This is a genomic window from Pseudomonas sp. A-RE-22, from assembly GCF_019956035.1.
Lineage (GTDB): Bacteria > Pseudomonadota > Gammaproteobacteria > Pseudomonadales > Pseudomonadaceae > Aquipseudomonas > Aquipseudomonas brassicacearum.
The window spans coordinates 177,309-194,570 of the sequence record NZ_JAHBCZ010000033.1 but is presented as its reverse complement, the minus strand read 5'-3'; the positions used below and the strand labels follow the sequence as shown (position 1 = coordinate 194,570).

At 62.6% G+C, this 17,262-nt stretch carries 20 protein-coding genes; 10 read left to right on the top strand and 10 right to left on the bottom strand.

Annotated features, from left to right (window positions below):
- The first annotated feature begins 3 nt into the window (after positions 1 to 3).
- Genes metW through KGA89_RS17515 form a run of 5 tightly spaced genes read left to right on the top strand, consistent with a single transcriptional unit; the run spans position 4 to position 3,217 of the window.
- Positions 4 to 624 (top strand): methionine biosynthesis protein MetW, encoded by a 621-nt coding sequence (gene metW / locus KGA89_RS17535; RefSeq protein WP_003206492.1) that lies wholly within the window; start codon positions 4 to 6, stop codon positions 622 to 624.
- A gap of 27 nt (positions 625 to 651) precedes the next feature.
- Entirely contained in the window at positions 652 to 1,086 is a 435-nt protein-coding gene (locus KGA89_RS17530; RefSeq protein ID WP_053163545.1) for a DUF4426 domain-containing protein, read from the top strand.
- Entirely contained in the window at positions 1,083 to 1,679 is a 597-nt protein-coding gene (rdgB, locus tag KGA89_RS17525) for an RdgB/HAM1 family non-canonical purine NTP pyrophosphatase (RefSeq protein ID WP_013694468.1), read from the top strand. Before KGA89_RS17530 ends, rdgB begins: the two co-directional genes overlap by 4 nt.
- Positions 1,676 to 2,875, top strand: coding sequence for a radical SAM family heme chaperone HemW (gene hemW, locus KGA89_RS17520; RefSeq protein ID WP_003206497.1), 1,200 nt, complete (start codon positions 1,676 to 1,678; stop codon positions 2,873 to 2,875). Before rdgB ends, hemW begins: the two co-directional genes overlap by 4 nt.
- Positions 2,876 to 2,893: 18 nt before the next feature.
- Positions 2,894 to 3,217 carry a DUF3392 domain-containing protein gene (locus tag KGA89_RS17515; protein WP_003177482.1) on the top strand — a complete coding sequence of 108 codons (324 nt, stop codon included), beginning with the start codon at positions 2,894 to 2,896 and terminating at the stop codon, positions 3,215 to 3,217.
- A gap of 141 nt (positions 3,218 to 3,358) precedes the next feature.
- On the opposite strand, the gene trmB is transcribed toward KGA89_RS17515, so the two are convergent.
- From trmB to KGA89_RS17495, 4 genes are all read right to left on the bottom strand, one after another.
- Positions 3,359 to 4,084: a tRNA (guanosine(46)-N7)-methyltransferase TrmB gene (gene trmB / locus KGA89_RS17510; protein WP_223472132.1), complete on the bottom strand. Its 726-nt coding sequence runs from the start codon at positions 4,082 to 4,084 to the stop codon at positions 3,359 to 3,361.
- 9 nt (positions 4,085 to 4,093) lie between these two features.
- A complete protein-coding gene (locus KGA89_RS17505; protein WP_003177480.1) occupies positions 4,094 to 4,888 on the bottom strand; it encodes a thiazole synthase in 795 nt (264 codons plus the stop codon).
- Between the two features lie 54 nt (positions 4,889 to 4,942).
- The gene (gene thiS, locus KGA89_RS17500; RefSeq protein ID WP_018609493.1) at positions 4,943 to 5,143 is read right to left on the bottom strand and encodes a sulfur carrier protein ThiS; all 201 of its coding nucleotides are present in this window, start codon (positions 5,141 to 5,143) and stop codon (positions 4,943 to 4,945) included.
- Between the two features lie 90 nt (positions 5,144 to 5,233).
- Positions 5,234 to 5,605, bottom strand: coding sequence for a DUF423 domain-containing protein (locus tag KGA89_RS17495; RefSeq protein ID WP_003206503.1), 372 nt, complete (start codon positions 5,603 to 5,605; stop codon positions 5,234 to 5,236).
- 73 nt (positions 5,606 to 5,678) lie between these two features.
- Between KGA89_RS17495 and mtgA the strand changes: the two genes are divergently transcribed.
- On the top strand, positions 5,679 to 6,401 hold the full coding sequence (gene mtgA / locus KGA89_RS17490; RefSeq protein ID WP_028237457.1) for a monofunctional biosynthetic peptidoglycan transglycosylase: 723 nt from the start codon (positions 5,679 to 5,681) through the stop codon (positions 6,399 to 6,401).
- A 183-nt stretch (positions 6,402 to 6,584) separates the two neighbouring features.
- Here the strand turns inward: mtgA and rpoH are convergent, their stop codons facing one another.
- The 4 genes from rpoH to ftsY form a co-directional block, all read right to left on the bottom strand.
- Complete coding sequence (gene rpoH, locus KGA89_RS17485) at positions 6,585 to 7,439, bottom strand: RNA polymerase sigma factor RpoH (RefSeq protein ID WP_003177476.1); 855 nt, start codon at positions 7,437 to 7,439, stop codon at positions 6,585 to 6,587.
- Positions 7,440 to 7,553: 114 nt separating this feature from the next.
- The gene (ftsX, locus tag KGA89_RS17480; protein ID WP_003206508.1) at positions 7,554 to 8,576 is read right to left on the bottom strand and encodes a permease-like cell division protein FtsX; all 1,023 of its coding nucleotides are present in this window, start codon (positions 8,574 to 8,576) and stop codon (positions 7,554 to 7,556) included.
- Positions 8,573 to 9,244 (bottom strand): cell division ATP-binding protein FtsE, encoded by a 672-nt coding sequence (ftsE, locus tag KGA89_RS17475; protein WP_003177474.1) that lies wholly within the window; start codon positions 9,242 to 9,244, stop codon positions 8,573 to 8,575. Before ftsE ends, ftsX begins: the two co-directional genes overlap by 4 nt.
- Complete coding sequence (ftsY, locus tag KGA89_RS17470) at positions 9,241 to 10,674, bottom strand: signal recognition particle-docking protein FtsY (RefSeq protein ID WP_028237456.1); 1,434 nt, start codon at positions 10,672 to 10,674, stop codon at positions 9,241 to 9,243. Before ftsY ends, ftsE begins: the two co-directional genes overlap by 4 nt.
- A 344-nt stretch (positions 10,675 to 11,018) precedes the next feature.
- Here ftsY and KGA89_RS17465 point away from each other — a divergent pair, with 344 nt between their 5' ends.
- From KGA89_RS17465 to KGA89_RS17450, 4 genes are read left to right on the top strand one after another with little or no spacing between them, the layout of a single operon-like run.
- Positions 11,019 to 12,374 carry a M16 family metallopeptidase gene (locus KGA89_RS17465; RefSeq protein ID WP_003206513.1) on the top strand — a complete coding sequence of 452 codons (1,356 nt, stop codon included), beginning with the start codon at positions 11,019 to 11,021 and terminating at the stop codon, positions 12,372 to 12,374.
- A complete protein-coding gene (locus tag KGA89_RS17460; protein WP_060614208.1) occupies positions 12,367 to 13,857 on the top strand; it encodes a M16 family metallopeptidase in 1,491 nt (496 codons plus the stop codon). The genes KGA89_RS17465 and KGA89_RS17460 overlap by 8 nt, the downstream gene beginning before the upstream one ends.
- Positions 13,857 to 14,468 (top strand): 16S rRNA (guanine(966)-N(2))-methyltransferase RsmD, encoded by a 612-nt coding sequence (gene rsmD, locus KGA89_RS17455; protein WP_003206517.1) that lies wholly within the window; start codon positions 13,857 to 13,859, stop codon positions 14,466 to 14,468. The genes KGA89_RS17460 and rsmD overlap by 1 nt, the downstream gene beginning before the upstream one ends.
- 31 nt (positions 14,469 to 14,499) lie before the next feature.
- A complete protein-coding gene (locus tag KGA89_RS17450) occupies positions 14,500 to 15,498 on the top strand; it encodes a hydrolase (protein ID WP_003206520.1) in 999 nt (332 codons plus the stop codon).
- 137 nt (positions 15,499 to 15,635) lie between these two features.
- Here the strand turns inward: KGA89_RS17450 and KGA89_RS17445 are convergent, their stop codons facing one another.
- Positions 15,636 to 16,490, bottom strand: coding sequence for a sulfurtransferase (locus KGA89_RS17445; protein ID WP_003206522.1), 855 nt, complete (start codon positions 16,488 to 16,490; stop codon positions 15,636 to 15,638).
- A 33-nt stretch (positions 16,491 to 16,523) separates the two neighbouring features.
- Positions 16,524 to 17,195 carry a TetR/AcrR family transcriptional regulator gene (locus tag KGA89_RS17440; protein WP_003206524.1) on the bottom strand — a complete coding sequence of 224 codons (672 nt, stop codon included), beginning with the start codon at positions 17,193 to 17,195 and terminating at the stop codon, positions 16,524 to 16,526.
- Positions 17,196 to 17,262 lie beyond the last annotated feature (67 nt).

Sequence of the window (17,262 nt, the reverse complement as noted above, 5' to 3'; positions counted from 1 at the left end):
GCCATGAGAGCCGATCTGGAAATCATCCAGGAATGGATCCCCGCCGGCAGCCGCGTGCTCGACCTGGGCTGCGGCAACGGCGAACTGCTGACCTGGCTGCGGGACAACAAGCAAGTCAGCGGCTACGGCCTGGAAAACGACCCGGACAACATTGCCGAGTGCGTCGCCAAAGGCATCAACGTCATCGAGCAGGACCTGGACAAGGGCCTGGGCAACTTCGCCAGCAACAGCTTCGACATCGTGGTCATGACCCAGGCGCTGCAAGCGGTGCACTACCCGGACAAGATCCTCGACGAAATGCTGCGGGTCGGACGCCAGTGCATCATCACCTTCCCCAACTTCGGCCACTGGCGTTGCCGCTGGTACCTGGCGAGCAAGGGCCGCATGCCGGTTTCGGAGTTCCTGCCCTACACCTGGTACAACACGCCGAACATCCACTTCTGCACCTTCGAGGATTTCGAGGCGCTGTGCCGCGAGCGTGAAGCCAAGGTCATCGATCGCCTGGCCGTGGACCAACAGCACCGCCACGGGTGGGCCAGCAAGCTATGGCCTAATCTGTTAGGTGAGATAGGCATCTATCGGGTCAGCAGCCCAGGCCTTACCGATTACCAGGTCGCGGTGTAAGCCCCCCGGCCTTACCAGGAGCACGACATGAACCGTCTAGCGTTGTTTCTCATCACCGCTTGCCTGAGCGTTGGCGCCATGGCCGCCGACGTTATCAAGGGCGAGCGCAAGGAAGTGTTCGGTGATATCACCGTGCACTACAACACCTTCAACTCCACCTTCCTGACACCGGACATCGCCAAGGCCGCCGAGCTGATTCGCAGCAAGCAGCAAGGCGTGATCAACATCTCGGTGCTCAAGGATGGCAAGCCCTTGATGGCCCAGGTCAGCGGCACGGTGAAAGACCTCACCAGCCAGAGCGTCCCGCTGCAATTCAAGCAGGTGAGCGAGCCAGGCGCGATCTACTACATCGCCCAGTATCCGGTGGATCAACAGGAAGTCCGGACCTTCGAAATCAAGGTGCAAACCGGCGACAAGATCAACACCATCAACTTCAACCAGGAACTGTTCCCGGGCCAATGATCAACTTCACCCAACTCGTACTGGCCAGCCACAACGCCGGCAAACTCAAGGAACTGCAAGCCATGCTCGGCGGGTCGGTGCAGTTGCGCTCGATTGGCGAGTTCAGCCAGGTGGAACCGGAAGAGACCGGCCTGTCGTTCGTCGAGAACGCCATCCTCAAGGCCCGCAATGCCGCACGCATCTCGGGCCTGCCAGCGCTGGCCGACGATTCCGGGCTGGCCGTGGACTTCCTGGGCGGCGCGCCAGGCATTTACTCGGCCCGCTACGCCGACGGCAAAGGTGACGCGGCGAACAACGCCAAGCTGCTCGACGCCCTCAAGGACGTGCCCGAAGCCGAGCGCGGCGCTCAGTTCGTGTGTGTGCTGGCCCTGGTCCGCCATGCCGATGACCCATTGCCGATCCTCTGCGAAGGCCTGTGGCACGGGCGCATTCTCACCGAAGCCAGCGGCGAGCACGGTTTTGGCTATGACCCGTTGTTCTGGGTGCCGGAGCGCAATTGCTCCAGCGCCGAGCTGGGGCCGGTGGAAAAGAATCAACTGAGCCACCGCGCCCGCGCCATGGCCCTGCTGCGTCAACGCCTGGGCCTGCAATGATCGACGACACTCCCGCACCGCTGATCCATGGCGGTGTACAAACACCTCGGGCGCCACTGCCAGTGCTGCCGCCCCTGGCGTTGTACGTCCACATCCCGTGGTGCGTGCGCAAATGCCCGTATTGCGACTTCAACTCCCACACCGCCAGCCCGCAGTTGCCGGAAGAGGAATATGTCGACGCCTTGCTGGCCGACCTCGACCAGGATCTGCACGCGGTTCATGGTCGCCCGTTGAGCTCGATCTTTTTCGGTGGCGGCACCCCGAGCCTGTTCAGCGCCCAAGCCTTGGGACGATTGCTCAAGGGTGTGGAAGCGCGGATACCGTTCGCCCAGGACATTGAAATCACCCTGGAAGCCAACCCCGGCACCTTCGAGCAGGAAAAATTCGTCGCTTACCGGGCCTTGGGCATCAATCGCCTGTCCATCGGTATCCAGAGTTTCCAGCAGGCCAAGCTCGAGGCCCTGGGCCGGATCCACAACGGCGACGAGGCGGTGCGCGCCGCCGGCATGGCTCGCCAGGCCGGTTTCGACAATTTCAACCTGGACCTGATGCATGGGCTGCCCGACCAGTCCCTGGAAGACGCCTTGAGCGACCTGCGCCAGGCCATCGCCTTGAAGCCGACGCATTTGTCCTGGTACCAGCTGACGCTGGAGCCGAATACGGTGTTCTGGAACCAGCCGCCGACATTGCCCGAAGACGACACGCTGTGGGACATCCAGGAAGCCGGGCAAGCCTTGCTGGCCGAACACGGCTACGCCCAATACGAAGTCTCGGCCTACGCCCAACCCGGCCGGGCGGCGCGGCATAACCTCAACTACTGGAGCTTCGGCGACTTCATCGGCATTGGTGCCGGCGCCCACGGCAAGCTCAGCCATCCGGACGGGCGCATCGTGCGCACCTGGAAGACCCGCCTGCCCAAGGACTACCTCAACCCGGCCAAGAGCTTCCAGGCCGGCGAGAAAACCCTGGCCAACGAAGAGCTGCCGTTCGAGTTCCTGATGAACGCCCTGCGCCTGACCGCGGGCGTGGAAGCGCGGCTGTACCCGGAGCGCACCGGGCTGCCCCTGCAAAGCCTGGCCGAAGGCCGGCGCGAGGCCGAACAAAGCGGGTTGTTGCAGGTCGAACCGACACGTCTGGCGGCCACCGAGCGCGGACAGCTGTTTCTCAACGACTTGCTGCAGACATTTCTGAGCTGATCAAAACAAGGAAATCGAATGGATCTGGTACTCGACCTGTTGGCCACCGTGTCCCGCTGGAGCCGCAGCAACCTGTCGGAAATCTCCCTGGCATTGGTAGGCTGCCTGTTGGTGCTGTTTGGTGCCGACATCAAGGGCTGGGTCGAACAACGCCTGGGCAGCATCGCTGGCGCCTTGCGCGTCCCGCTGATCGCCCTGCTGTGCATGATCGGCAGCGGCGCGGCACTGATCTACGCCACGCCGTGGGTCGTTCGGGGCTTGAGCCAGTTCAACAACTACAGCCTGGCGCCGGTGTTGTTGGTGGTACTGGTGTTGATAGGCGTAGTCGCGGATCGGCGCTGACCCGGTCACCTGAAACAACTGTGGGAGCGAGCTTGCTCGCGATGAGGCCATAACATCCAACATCAAGGTTGACTGTTATGCCGCTATCGCGAGCAAGCTCGCTCCCACAGGGGATCCCATTTCAGCAGGATCTTCGGGTGCTTACGCCACCTTCTCGAACTTCAAATCCCAAACCCCGTGCCCAAGGCGTTCGCCTCGGCGCTCGAACTTGGTAATCGGCCGTTCAGCCGGGCGTGGCACGCACTTGCCGTCTTCGGCCAGGTTGCGATAGCCCGGGGCGACGCTCATCACTTCCAGCATGTATTCGGCGTAGGGTTCCCAGTCGGTAGCCATGTGCAACACACCGCCGACCTTCAACTTGCTGCGCACCAGTTCAGCGAACGACGCCTGGACGATACGGCGCTTGTGGTGGCGGCTTTTGTGCCAAGGGTCCGGGAAGAACAGCATCAGCCGGTCGAGGCTGTTATCGGCCACGCAGCGACTGAGCACTTCGATGGCGTCGCAATCGTAGACCCGCAGGTTGGTCAGCCCTTGGGTCAGCACGCCATTGAGCAGTGCACCGACGCCCGGACGATGGACTTCCACCCCGATGAAATCCTGCTCCGGCGAGGCGGCGGCCATTTCCAGCAACGAATGACCCATGCCGAAGCCGATTTCCAGCGAGCGCGGGGCCGAGCGGCCGAAGACCTGGTCAAAATCCACCGGTGCATCGGCCAGCGGCAGGACAAACAGCGGCGCGCCCTGCTCCAGGCCGCGCTGCTGGCCTTCAGTCATGCGCCCGGCGCGCATCACGAAACTCTTGATGCGGCGGTGCTGGCGCTCTTCGCCTTCTTCCGGCAGGACCGGCGTGTCGTTCGATTCAGTCATCAATGGCTCTTACTTGATCAGACCATCCAGCGGCGAGGAGGCGCTGGCGTAAAGTTTTTTCGGCATGCGGCCAGCCAGGTACGCCAGGCGACCGGCGACGATGGCGTGCTTCATGGCTTCGGCCATGAGGATCGGCTGCTGGGCGTGGGCGATGGCCGAGTTCATCAGCACCGCTTCGCAACCCAGTTCCATGGCGATGGTGGCGTCGGAAGCGGTACCGACACCGGCATCCACCAACACCGGGATCTTGGCTTCTTCCAGGATGATCTGCAGGTTGTACGGGTTGCAGATCCCCAGGCCTGTGCCGATCAGGCCGGCCAGCGGCATGACCGCGATGCAGCCGATTTCCGCCAATTGACGGGCGATGATCGGGTCATCGCTGGTGTAGACCATCACGTCGAAGCCTTCCTTGACCAGGGTTTCAGCGGCCTTGAGGGTTTCGATCACGTTGGGGAACAGGGTTTTCTGGTCCGCCAGCACTTCCAGCTTCACCAGGTTGTGGCCGTCGAGCAGCTCACGGGCCAGGCGGCAGGTGCGCACGGCCTCGATAGCGTCGAAGCAACCGGCGGTGTTCGGCAGGATGGTGTAGCGGTCCGGCGGCAGGATATCCAGCAGGTTCGGTTCGCCCGGGTTCTGGCCGATGTTGGTCCGGCGCACGGCGACGGTCACGATTTCGGCGCCCGAGGCCTCGATGGCCAGGCGGGTTTCTTCCATGTCGCGATATTTGCCGGTGCCTACCAGCAAACGCGACTGGTAGGTACGACCGGCCAGGACGAAGGGCTTGTCGCTACGAACGATGCTCATGGGAAATCCTCTGTTGGGGTGAGGTTCTTGCGAAATGCTGCGAAACCGAGGCGACTAGCCGCCGCCAATGGCATGAACCACTTCGACGCTGTCGCCATCGTTCAACGTGGTTTCGGCGTGCTGGCTGCGCGGGACGATATCCAGATTGAGTTCCACCGCGACGCGGCGTCCGGTGAGTTCCAGACGGGTCAGCAGGGCCGCGACGGTTTCACCGTCGGGCAGATCAAGGGGTTCGCCGTTCAACTGAATGCGCATGCCGGATGCCGCCATCATTTTTAGGGGCTGGCATTCTAGCCCGATCAGTCTGGGCGACCCAAGCCATTCGTCATGAAATGGACCGCCCGGTCAGCCCAGCCGCCAGGCGGCAAGCCCCAGGCACACCCAGCCGATCAGGAACGCCACACCGCCCAACGGCGTGATGATGCCCAGCTTGCTGATGCCCGTGAGGGTCAGCAGGTACAGGCTGCCGGAGAACAACAGGATGCCGACCACAAATGAAACCCCGGCCCAGGTGACGATGCGGCCGGGAATGTGTGTGGCCAGCAGCGCAACGCCCAGCAACGCCAGGGTGTGCACCAGTTGGTAGGTGACGCCGGTGTGGAAAATCGCCAGGTATTCGGCGCTCAGGCGGCTTTTCAGGGCATGGGCGGCAAATGCCCCCAGCGCCACGCCTGTGAAGCCGAAAAAAGCGGCCAGCATCAGAAAGCTACGCAGCATGAGAACTCCAGTCAGACTCGATGGACAGGGTCTGTATAATGGCCCGCTCGACGGGTTCGGCCAAGCCATCTCTATGCTGCGTTTATTATTTCGACGATTCCTTAAAGCCCTGCTCTGGTTCGCCGTTGGCAGCGTTGTGCTCGTGCTGTTGTTTCGGGTGGTACCGCCGCCGTTCACGGCGCTGATGATCGAGCGCAAGGTTGAATCCTGGTTCGGCGGCGAACCCATCGACCTGCAACGCACCTGGCAGCCTTGGGACCAGATCTCCGATAGCCTGAAAGTGGCGGTGATTGCTGGCGAAGACCAGAAATTCCCCGAGCACTGGGGCTTCGACATCGGCGCGATCCAGGCCGCGTTCGCCCACAATGGGCGTGGCGGTTCGATTCGCGGCGCCAGTACCCTCAGCCAGCAAGTGTCCAAGAACCTGTTCCTGTGGTCGGGCCGCAGCTGGCTGCGCAAGGGGCTGGAGGCCTGGTTCACCGCACTGATCGAAGTGTTCTGGCCCAAGCAGCGGATCCTTGAGGTGTACCTCAACAGTGTCGAGTGGGATGACGGCGTGTTCGGGGCCGAAGCCGCAGCACGACATCATTTTCGCGTAGGCGCCGACGCCTTGTCCCGGCAACAGGCCAGCCTGCTGGCGGCGGTCTTGCCTAACCCGCGCAAATGGAGCGCCGGCCGGCCGAGCCCCTATGTGCTACGGCGGGCGGGCTGGATTCGTCAGCAGATGAGCCAGTTGGGGGGCGACAGTTATTTGCTGGAACTCAACAATTCGCGGCGAGCGCCTTGGGCCCAGTAGCTGCAACACTGAAGCCCCACCTGTGGGAGCGAGCTTGCTCGCGATAGCGGCGGGTCAGCCACATTGAAGTTGACTGATCTACCGCTATCGCGAGCAAGCTCGCTCCCACAGGGGATTGCAGCGCACAAACAAAAACGCCCCGATCATCACTGATCGGGGCGTTTTTTATGGCCGCTATCGCAGTCAGGCGGCGATCGACACCTTGAGCTTGTTCATCGCGCTCTTCTCAAGCTGACGAATCCGCTCGGCCGACACGTTGTACTTCTGCGCCAGGTCGTGCAGCGTGGCTTTTTCCTCAGCCAGCCAGCGCTGGTAGAGGATGTCGCGGCTGCGCTCGTCCAGCACTTCCAGGGCTTCGTGCAGGTTGGTGTTGGAGTTGTCACTCCAGTCGGCGTCTTCCAGTTGACGCGCCGGGTCGTACCGGTGGTCTTCCAGGTAGTTGGCCGGCGATTGGAAAGCGCTGTCGTCGTCCGCTTCGGCGGCCGGGTCGAAGGCCATGTCATGGCCGGTCAGGCGACTTTCCATCTCGCGCACTTCCCGAGGCTCTACGCCCAGGCTTTCGGCGACACGGTGGACTTCTTCGTTGTTCAGCCAGGCCAGGCGCTTCTTCTGGCTGCGCAGGTTGAAGAACAGCTTGCGCTGGGCCTTGGTGGTCGCGACTTTCACGATGCGCCAGTTGCGCAGGATGAACTCGTGGATTTCCGCCTTGATCCAGTGCACCGCAAACGACACCAGGCGCACACCCATTTCCGGGTTGAAACGCTTGACCGCCTTCATCAGGCCGACGTTGCCTTCCTGGATCAGGTCGGCCTGGGCCAGCCCGTAGCCGGAATAGCTGCGGGCGATATGTACGACAAAACGCAGGTGGGCGAGCACCATCTGCCGAGCCGCCTCAAGATCCTGCTCATAATAGAGACTCTCGGCCAGTTCACGCTCCTGCTCGGGGGTCAGCAATGGAATGCTGTTGACCGTGTGCACATAGGCCTCCAGGTTCGCACCCGGGACCAGAGCATAAGCAGGTTGCAAAGAAGTGGTCATACGAAAAAACCTCCGACTCACATAACTCGTGCAGTTCAGCACTGCGAAAATTGACCGGGAACCCTAGGACAAGTTCCCACAAAGACTGAAAGGTCAATACACGCAAAAAAACACTTATTTTGGCGCAAGCTCACGCAAGTGGCGTGCGACCGCAATCCATGCACCGATATAACCCAACAGCACCGCGCCAAGCAAGAGCGACAGACCGTCGGCGACTGGCACGCCGGCCAGCGAGAAATCACTGCCGTACAAACCGGCCAACCCTGTTACCGCATCGTTCAGCCAGTCCAGGCCGAACGCCAATACACCCCAGGACAGAATCCCGGCACCGAAGCCATACAGCGCGCCCATATAAAGGAAGGGCCTGCGTACATAACTGTCCGTACCGCCGACGAGTTTAATCACTTCTATCTCGGTGCGGCGGTTTTCAATATGAAGACGAATGGTATTGCCTATCACCAAAAGTAATGCAGAAACCAGCAGCACCGTCAGACCGAAGACAAACCGGTCGCCGAGCTTGAGGATCGCCGCAAGACGCTCGACCCAGACTAGATCAAGTTGCGCCTGTTGTACCTTCGGCAACTCGGAAAGTCTTTGTCTTAATGCTTCAAGGGTCGGTTTGTCGACCTCATTCGGCGTCACCAGCACCACGCCCGGCAGCGGGTTCTCCGGCAGTTCCTTGAGGGCTTCGCCCAGGCCGGACTGCTGCTGGAATTCTTCAAGCGCCTGCTCGCGCCCGATGTATTCGGCATCGGCCACGCCCGGCATGGCCTTGATCTGCTCGCGCAACGCCTGGCCTTCGCCGGGGCTCGCGTCCATCTGCAGGTACAGGGAAATCTGCGCCGCGCGCTGCCAGGAGCCGCCCAGGCGCTCCACATTGCTTAGCAATAATGACAGGCCCATGGGCAGGCTCAGGGCAACCGCCATCACCATGCAGGTAAAGAAGCTGCCGATGGGTTGCTTGCCCAGGCGCCGCAGGCTGTCCAGCAGGCTGGCGCGATGGCTTTCGATCCAGGCGCGCAGCAGCGTGGAAAAGTCCGGGCCGTCATCATCGTCGCGTTTTTTCTTTTGCGGCTGCGGATCGGAGGCCTTCGGGGCCACGCGTTCGGCCACTTTCGGGCTGCGAGTAGCACTCATACACCCGCCTCCCCGTCACCAATCAGGCGTCCGCGCTGCAATGTGAGCATGCGGTGACGCATACGTGCGATCAATGCCAGGTCGTGACTGGCAATCAGCACACTGGTGCCCAGGCGGTTGATGTCTTCGAATACGCCCATGATCTCCGCAGCCAGGCGCGGGTCGAGGTTACCGGTAGGTTCGTCCGCCAGCAGCAAGGCCGGGCGATGGACGATGGCGCGGGCGATGCCGACGCGCTGCTGTTGACCGGTGGACAGGTCGCCCGGGTACAGGTCGGTCTTGTCCGACAGGGCCACGCGCTCCAGGGCCGAGTCCACGCGCTTGATGATCTCGGCCTTGGACAACCCGAGGATCTGCAACGGCAACGCCACGTTGTTGAACACCGTGCGATCGAACAGCAATTGGTGATTCTGGAACACCACGCCGATCTGCCGTCGCAGGTAGGGAATCTGGGCATTGCTGATGGTGCTCAGGTCCTGGCCGGCCAGCAGCAGTTTGCCGGTGGAGGGCCGCTCCATCGCCAGCAGCAGGCGCAGCAAGGTACTTTTACCGGCGCCGGAATGGCCGGTGACAAACAGAAACTCGCCCCGACGGACCCGAAAGCTCAGCTCATGCAAGCCGACGTGACCGTTCGGATAGCGTTTACCGACCTGCTCGAAACGAATCATGAATGCTCCCGTTCGGCAAACAGTGCCTGGACAAAGGGCTCGGCTTCAAAGGTGCGCAAGTCGTCGATGCCTTCACCCACGCCGATATAGCGAATGGGCAGGCCGAACTGCTTGGCCAGGGCGAAAATGACCCCGCCCTTGGCGGTGCCGTCAAGCTTGGTCAAGGCCAGCCCGGTCAGTTCGACGGTCTGGTTGAATTGCTTGGCCTGGTTGATGGCGTTCTGGCCGGTACCGGCGTCCAGCACCAGCAGCACTTCGTGGGGTGCGTCGGCGTCGAGCTTGCCGATCACCCGGCGCACCTTCTTCAACTCTTCCATCAGGTTGTCTTTGGTGTGCAGGCGACCGGCCGTGTCGGCGATCAACACATCGATGCCACGGGCCTTGGCGGCCTGCACGGCGTCGAAGATCACCGAAGCGGAGTCGGCGCCGGTGTGCTGGGCAATCACCGGGATCTTGTTGCGCTCGCCCCACACTTGCAGCTGTTCGACCGCAGCCGCGCGGAAGGTGTCGCCCGCCGCCAGCATGACTTTCTTGCCTTCGAGCTGCAGCTTCTTGGCCAGCTTGCCGATGGTGGTGGTCTTGCCGGCACCGTTGACGCCGACGACCAGGATCACGAACGGCTTGTTCTGCGAGGCGATCACCAGCGGCTTTTCAACCGGCTTGAGCAGACTGGTCAGCTCGCCTTGCAGGGATTTGTACAGCGCATCGGCGTCGGTCAGTTGCTTGCGCGCGACCTTCTGGGTCAGGCTCTGGATGATCACCGAGGTGGCCTCGACACCGACGTCGGCGGTCAGCAGGCGGGTCTCGATATCTTCCAGCAATTCGTCGTCGATGACTTTCTTGCCCAGGAACAGGCTGGCCATGCCTTCGCCGATACTGGCGCTGGTCTTGGACAGGCCCTGCTTGAGGCGGGCGAAGAAGCCGACCTTGTTTTCCTCGGCGCTACGGACGGGCTCGACGGGGGCGACGGTTTCCAACAGGGCAGGTGCCGGCTCGGGCGCGGCTTGCGCAACCTGGGATGCGACAACGGCGACCGGCGGCTCAATGACAGCGTCGACGACTGGTGCCTCGACAATCTGCGGCGGCGCTGGAATCGGCGGGGTGATATGGGGCGTCGTTTCCTCGACCAGCGCGACCGGCTCTTCCGCCACCGGCAAGGTCAACCAGGGGGTTTGCTCGACGGGCGGGGTCAGCGGTTGCTCGGCCACCGGCTCAGCAACGGTCTCAGGCTCGACCGGTTGCAGCACCGGCTCGGCAATCGGCAGGACGATGGGCGCGGTTGCTTCGACCACTGCCTCGGCGGCGGGCTCAGGCAGCGGTTGTGGCTGTTCGACGACGGTTTCCTGCGGCTTCTTGCGCAGCCATCCGAACAGGCCTTTTTTCTCGCCAGCCGCAGCTGGGGTCTTCTTGTCGTCGTTGGAACCAAACATGGAGGACGGCTATCTCACGGTAGCGAAGCGCCACAAGGGCGCCTCGGTGATAAATATTCAATGCTGAACAGACTGCGTTTCATCCAGCTTGTTCACGCGCAACATTTTGTCGAGACGTCCCAAGGACACCCCAAAGTCGATTTTTTCGAAGGACTGGTACGGCATCATCGGCGAAAACGCTGGGATCAACGGGCAAACCCGACATTTCTCCGGGGAACCCAGACAACCCCGGGCCGATAAAAGGCCCGATAGGCGTGGCCGCCAGTAAAACGGACCGTTATCCTAGCACCCTCTCGCCCGCCGACGCTAAGACCTAGCGGGCAACCCAACAGGTTTAAACACGAATGAATGCTCTTGCCCGCCGCGCCGCAGGCCTGCTGCTCAGCACAGTTTGTCTGCCCTTTTCAGCCTTGGCTGCCGACCCACAACCCACCCACGAATTTACCCTCGACAACGGCTTGAAGGTCGTCGTGCGCGAAGACCATCGTGCGCCGGTGGTGGTCTCCCAGGTCTGGTACAAGGTTGGCTCCAGCTACGAAACGCCAGGCCAGACCGGTTTGTCCCACGCCCTTGAGCACATGATGTTCAAGGGCAGTGAAAAAGTCGGCCCCGGCGAAGCGTCGCTGATCCTGCGCGACCTCGGTGCCGAAGAGAACGCCTTCACCAGCGATGACTTCACCGCCTATTACCAGGTATTGGCCCGCGATCGCCTGGGCGTGGCTTTCGAACTGGAAGCCGACCGCATGGCCAGCCTGCGCCTGCCGCCGGAGGAGTTCAGCCGCGAGATCGAGGTGATCAAGGAAGAACGCCGCATGCGCACCGACGACAAGCCCATGTCCAAGGCCTATGAGCGCTTCAAGGCCATGGCTTACCCGGCCAGCGGCTACCACACGCCGACCATCGGCTGGATGGCCGACCTGGACCGGATGACCGTCGAGGAGCTGCGTCACTGGTACGAGTCCTGGTACACCCCGAACAACGCGACCCTGGTGGTGGTCGGCGACGTGACGCCGGACGAGGTCAAGTCCCTGGCCCAGCGATATTTCGGCCCGATTGCACGGCGCGCGGTGCCGGTCGCGAAAATCCCCCTGGAGCTGGGCGAACCCGGCGAGCGCCAGATCACCTTGCATGTGCAAACCCAACTGCCCAGCGTGATGCTGGCCTTCAATGTGCCCAGCATCGCCACCGCGACGGACAAGGGTTCAGTCAACGCGCTGCGGCTGATCTCGGCCCTGTTGGACGGTGGCTACAGCGGGCGGATCCCGACGCAGCTGGAGCGCGGCGAAGAGCTGGTGTCTGGTGGTTCGTCGAGCTACGACGCCTACACCCGTGGCGACACGCTGTTCACGTTGTCGGCGACGCCCAACACCCAGAAAAACAAAACCATCGCCCAAGCCGAAGCCGGCCTGTGGCGCTTGCTTGAACAGTTGAAAACCACCGCGCCGACTGCCGAAGAGCTGGAACGCGTGCGCGCCCAGGTCATCGCCGGCCTGGTCTATGAACGCGACTCGATCACCAGCCAGGCCACCGCCATCGGCCAGCTGGAGACCGTCGGTTTGTCCTGGAAGCTGATGGACACCGAACTCGCTGAACTGCAAAGCGTGACCCCGCAAGATATCCAGAAGGCAGCCCAACTGTATTTCACCCGCTCGCGCCTGAGCGTTGCGCATGTCCTGCCCGAGGAGAAAGCTCATGAGTGAGCGCAAATCACGGCGCCCGGTATTGATCGGCCTGGCGCTCATCGCCCTGGCCGGCTCCCTGGCGTTCTATCTGTCGCCGACCACCGACGTCACCGCCAGCCAGGCACTGGATAACGCCAAGTCCGGCAACAAGCTGCAATCATTGGCGGAACTGGACGGCAAGGCCCCCAGCCACCGCCAGCTCGACGTGCAAACCTGGAAAACCGCCGACGGCGCCAAGGTGCTGTTCGTCGAAGCCCGCGAATTGCCAATGTTCGACCTGCGCCTGACCTTCGCCGCCGGCAGCAGCCAGGACGGCGACGCTCCCGGCCTCGCACTGCTGACCAACGCCATGCTCAACGAGGGCGTGGCCGGCAAGGACGTCAGCGCCATTGCCCAAGGCTTCGAAAGCCTCGGTGCCGATTTCGGTAACGGCGCCTACCGGGACATGGCCGTGGCGTCCCTGCGCAGCCTCAGCGCAGCCGACAAGCGTGAGCCGGCATTGAAGCTGTTCGCCGAGGTCGTCGGCAAACCGACCTTCCCTGCCGACTCCTTCGCCCGCATCAAGAACCAGATGCTCGCCGGTTTCGAATACCAGAAACAGAACCCAGGCAAACTGGCCGGACTGGAACTGATGAAGCGCTTGTACGGCGATCATCCTTATGCCCACTCCAGCGACGGCACCGCCGACAGCATTCCGCCAATCACCCTGGCCCAGGCCCGGGCGTTCCACGCCAAGGCCTATGCCGCCGGCAACGCAGTGATCGCGCTGGTGGGGGATTTGTCCCGCGCCGAAGCCGAAGCGGTTGCCAACCAGGTGTCCGCCGCGCTGCCCAAAGGCCCGGCGCTGGCGAAAACCCCGCCACCGGTGGAACCCAAGGCGAGCATTGGCCACATCGAATTCCCGTCCAAGCAGACCAACCTGATGCTCGCGCAACTGGGCATCGACCGCGACGATCCGGACTATGCCGCCGTGTCCCTGGGCAACCAGATCCTCGGCGGTGGCGGCTTCGGTACTCGGCTGATGACCGAGGTTCGGGAAAAGCGCGGCCTGACCTACGGCGTGTACTCTGGTTTCACGGCGATGCAAGCCCGCGGCCCGTTCATGATCAATCTGCAAACCCGTGCGGAAATGAGCGAAGGCACCTTGAAACTGGTGCAGGACGTGTTCGCCGACTACCTCAAGAATGGTCCCACCCAGAAAGAACTCGATGATGCCAAGCGTGAGTTGGCCGGCAGTTTCCCGCTGTCCACCGCCAGCAATGCCGACATCGTCGGCCAGCTCGGCGCCATGGGTTTCTATGACTTGCCGCTGAGCTACCTGGAGGACTTCATGCGTCAGTCCCAGGAACTGACCGTCGAGCAGGTCAAGGCCGCACTGAACAAGCACCTGAGCACCGACAAAATGGTCATCGTCACCGCCGGCCCGAGCGTGCCGCAAAAACCGCTGCCGCCCCCCACTGACAAACCTGCCGAGCAGCCGCTCGGGGTTCCGGAGCACTAATGGCCCGCCCATCGAATTCCAGCAAGAAACCCGTGCACAACGGTGTGAACCAGTTGCGCATCATCGGAGGCGAATGGCGTAGCCGGCGCTTGAGCTTCCCTGACGCCCCGGGCCTGCGCCCCACTCCCGACCGCGTGCGCGAAACCCTGTTCAACTGGCTCGCACCCTACGTAGCAGGTGCCCGGGTGCTCGACCCGTTCGCCGGCAGCGGCGCGCTGTTTCTCGAGGCCCTGTCCCGTGGCGCCGCCATGGGCCAGGCGCTGGACGCCAGCAACCTGGCGGTCTCCAGCCTGAAAGAACACTTGGGCACCCTGCGCTGCACCGTCGGCCAGGTGCAGACCGCCGACGCACTGCGCTACCTGGACAGCCAACCGGCGACACCTTTCGACCTGGTGTTCCTCGACCCACCTTTCAACCAGAACCTGTTGCCGACGGTCTGCGCCTTGCTCGAGGAACGTCAGTGGTTGTCCGAGGATGCCTGGGTCTACACTGAAAGCGAAACCGCCCCGTCCACCCTGGGCTTGCCGGGCAATTGGCGCTTGCATCGCGAGCAGAAATCCGGACGGGTGTATTACGCGTTGTGGCAGCGTTTGGCAAAGGACATTGACTGAACGGCTGACCAGTGCATCGAGAATAATAATGATGTCCGCCGCATCTGAGCGTTTCGTCCCTGCCCCGGGCCTTGGCAACCCGCACTTGCAAACCCTGTGGGGCCCGTTATGGCGCCAGACCACCCACATCGAGCGCCAACGCGAGCGCTTGTGGCTGGAGGACGGTGATTTCCTCGACCTTGACTGGCACGGCCCCCACAGCGCCGAGGCACCACTGGTGCTGGTGCTGCACGGGCTGACCGGTTCTTCCAACTCGCCTTACGTGGCCGGGCTGCAGCAAGCGCTCGGTCGCCAGGGCTGGGCCAGTGCGGCCTTGAACTGGCGTGGCTGCTCGGGTGAGCCGAACCTTCTGCCCCGCAGCTACCACTCGGGCGTCAGCGAAGACCTGGCCGCCGCCATCGCTCACTTGCGCGCCCGCCGGCCCTTGGCGCCGCTGTTTGCGGTGGGTTATTCACTGGGCGGCAATGTGCTGCTCAAGCACTTGGGGGAAACCGGCCGCGACAGCCAGTTGCAAGGGGCGGTGGCGGTCTCGGTGCCGTTTCGCCTCGACCAGTGTGCCGATCGCATCGGCCAGGGATTCTCCAGGTTCTACCAGGCGCATTTCATGCGCCAGCTCGTGGCCTATGTGCGCAACAAGCAACGCCAGTTCCAGCACGACGGACGCCACGAAGGCCTGGCGACTCTCGCGGCGCTTGGCCCGTTGGAAAACATGCGCACCTTCTGGGACTTTGACGGCCGGGTGACCGCGCCGCTGCACGGGTTCTCCGATGCAGCGGATTACTACCGCCGTGCCTCCAGCCGTTATTTCATGGCCGGTATCAGCACGCCGACCCTGGTTATCCAGGCCGCCGACGATCCTTTTGTGTTTCCTCACAGCCTGCCAGAGCCGGGCGAATTATCCGCCTCGACCCGGATTGAACTGCACGCCCAGGGCGGGCATGTGGGGTTTGTCGACGGAACCCTGCGGCGCCCGGGGTACTACCTGGAGCGGCGGATTCCCGATTGGCTGGCCAACCTGGCGCACGACTGAGCGTGATGGTTCATGACCAATACACATCCCCTGTGGGAGCGAGCTTGCTCGCGATAGCGGTGGGTCAGCGACATTGAAGTTGACTGTCACACCGTCTTCGCGAGCAAGCCCGCTCCCACATTGGTTCCGGGTGTTTGTTATTCGCCCTTCGCCACGCCCCGCTGGGGATCATTGATCCACTCACTCCACGAGCCAGCATATAGCCGCCCCAACGGGTAGCCTGCCAGGCACAAGGCAAACAGGTTATGACACGCCGTCACGCCGGAGCCGCAATAGGCCACCAGGTCAGTGGGCGAGCGCTCGCCCAGTTTTTCGGCGAAGCGCTGCTTGAGCTGATCGGCCGGCAAGAAGCGGCCATCGGCGCCCAGGTTGTCGGTGAACGCCGCGCACTGGGCGCCCGGGATATGCCCGGCTATCGGGTCGATGGGCTCGACTTCACCTTTGAAACGCGGCAACGCCCGGGCATCCAGCAGGGTCATGTCCGCTTGGCCAAGGCGTTGGTGCAGCGCTTGGGCGCTGAGCACCAAGCTCGCATCCGGTGCCCCGCTGAAGGTCCCGCGACTGTTCTGCGGCGGATCCAGGCTCAAAGGCAAGCCAGCGGCGTGCCAGGCCTTGAGCCCGCCGTCGAGGATGTACACGCCATCGCGCTTGCCCAGCCAGGCCAGCAACCACCAGGCCCGCGCGGCATAGGCGCCGGGGCCGTCGTCGTACAGCACGACATCGCTATCGTTATCGATCCCCCAGGCCTTGAGGCGCTCGATCAATGCCCCCGACTCCGGCAGCGGATGACGTCCGGTCACACCTTTGGTCACCGGCCCGCTCAGGTCGCGCTCAAGGTCCGCGAACGCTGCACCGGCGATGTGGCCCTCGGCATAACTGCGCTGACCGTAATCGGGGTCTTCCAGGGCAAAACGGCAATCGAGGATGACCAGCCCAGGCTGTGATCGCCGCTGTTCGAGGGCTTGAGGGCTGATGAGTCGCGCAATGGGCATGATGAGCTCCTGTGGCTAAGTCGGGGATCGGTCCTACTGCCCTTCCTCCAGGGTCTGGGCCAGGGGGACGTAATACTCTTTGAACAGTGCATCCACTTCTTCGCGGGCCTGATCGGTCACGAAACCGGCCTCCAACACCAGCACCTGATACACGCCACGCTTGATGGCCTGCTCGCTCAGGTGGCTGAAGTTTTCCCGCGTGGTGCACAGGAACCGCACCCAGGACGTGAGGATGATCCAGGCATTGAGGGTCAGGGACTCGATCTGCACCCGGTCCATCTTCAGGATGCCGGCGGCAACGAAGCCTTCATAAATAGCGGTGCCGTGGATCAGGCTGCGCTGGGAAAACCGTCGATAGCGCGCCGCAAGGTCCGGATCGCTGTCGAGCAGATGTTCCAGGTCCCGGTGCAGGAAACGGTAGCGCCACATGGCTGCCAGCAGCTCCTGCAAATAGAAGCGCTTGTCCTCCACCGTGGCCGCACGGCCCTGGGGCGGGCGCAAGAAGCTGTCCACCAGGTTCTCGTATTCACTGAACAACACGGCGATGATCGCCTGCTTGTTGGGGAAGTGGTAATAGAGGTTGCCTGGGGACATGTCCATGTGGGCGGCAATGTGGTTGGTGCTGACGCTGCGCTCGCCTTGCTGGTTGAACAGCTCGAGGCTGTTTTGCACGATGCGCTCGCTGGTTTTCATTCGTGGGGCCATGGTTTGGGCTTTAATTCGACGAAGGCATTGATCGGCATCTTACGACCTATCGGTCACAGGAAAAACC

Bases quoted from the DNA above. Each gene is read 5' to 3' on its own strand.
- metW (WP_003206492.1), top strand. From the start codon at position 4: ATGAGAGCCGATCTGGAAATCATCCAGGAATGGATCCCCGCCGGCAGC.
- KGA89_RS17530 (WP_053163545.1), top strand. From the start codon at position 652: ATGAACCGTCTAGCGTTGTTTCTCATCACCGCTTGCCTGAGCGTTGGC.
- rdgB (WP_013694468.1), top strand. From the start codon at position 1,083: ATGATCAACTTCACCCAACTCGTACTGGCCAGCCACAACGCCGGCAAA.
- hemW (WP_003206497.1), top strand. From the start codon at position 1,676: ATGATCGACGACACTCCCGCACCGCTGATCCATGGCGGTGTACAAACA.
- KGA89_RS17515 (WP_003177482.1), top strand. From the start codon at position 2,894: ATGGATCTGGTACTCGACCTGTTGGCCACCGTGTCCCGCTGGAGCCGC.
- trmB (WP_223472132.1), bottom strand. From the start codon at position 4,084: ATGACTGAATCGAACGACACGCCGGTCCTGCCGGAAGAAGGCGAAGAG.
- KGA89_RS17505 (WP_003177480.1), bottom strand. From the start codon at position 4,888: ATGAGCATCGTTCGTAGCGACAAGCCCTTCGTCCTGGCCGGTCGTACC.
- thiS (WP_018609493.1), bottom strand. From the start codon at position 5,143: ATGCGCATTCAGTTGAACGGCGAACCCCTTGATCTGCCCGACGGTGAA.
- KGA89_RS17495 (WP_003206503.1), bottom strand. From the start codon at position 5,605: ATGCTGCGTAGCTTTCTGATGCTGGCCGCTTTTTTCGGCTTCACAGGC.
- mtgA (WP_028237457.1), top strand. From the start codon at position 5,679: ATGCTGCGTTTATTATTTCGACGATTCCTTAAAGCCCTGCTCTGGTTC.
- rpoH (WP_003177476.1), bottom strand. From the start codon at position 7,439: ATGACCACTTCTTTGCAACCTGCTTATGCTCTGGTCCCGGGTGCGAAC.
- ftsX (WP_003206508.1), bottom strand. From the start codon at position 8,576: ATGAGTGCTACTCGCAGCCCGAAAGTGGCCGAACGCGTGGCCCCGAAG.
- ftsE (WP_003177474.1), bottom strand. From the start codon at position 9,244: ATGATTCGTTTCGAGCAGGTCGGTAAACGCTATCCGAACGGTCACGTC.
- ftsY (WP_028237456.1), bottom strand. From the start codon at position 10,674: ATGTTTGGTTCCAACGACGACAAGAAGACCCCAGCTGCGGCTGGCGAG.
- KGA89_RS17465 (WP_003206513.1), top strand. From the start codon at position 11,019: ATGAATGCTCTTGCCCGCCGCGCCGCAGGCCTGCTGCTCAGCACAGTT.
- KGA89_RS17460 (WP_060614208.1), top strand. From the start codon at position 12,367: ATGAGTGAGCGCAAATCACGGCGCCCGGTATTGATCGGCCTGGCGCTC.
- rsmD (WP_003206517.1), top strand. From the start codon at position 13,857: ATGGCCCGCCCATCGAATTCCAGCAAGAAACCCGTGCACAACGGTGTG.
- KGA89_RS17450 (WP_003206520.1), top strand. From the start codon at position 14,500: ATGTCCGCCGCATCTGAGCGTTTCGTCCCTGCCCCGGGCCTTGGCAAC.
- KGA89_RS17445 (WP_003206522.1), bottom strand. From the start codon at position 16,490: ATGCCCATTGCGCGACTCATCAGCCCTCAAGCCCTCGAACAGCGGCGA.
- KGA89_RS17440 (WP_003206524.1), bottom strand. From the start codon at position 17,195: ATGGCCCCACGAATGAAAACCAGCGAGCGCATCGTGCAAAACAGCCTC.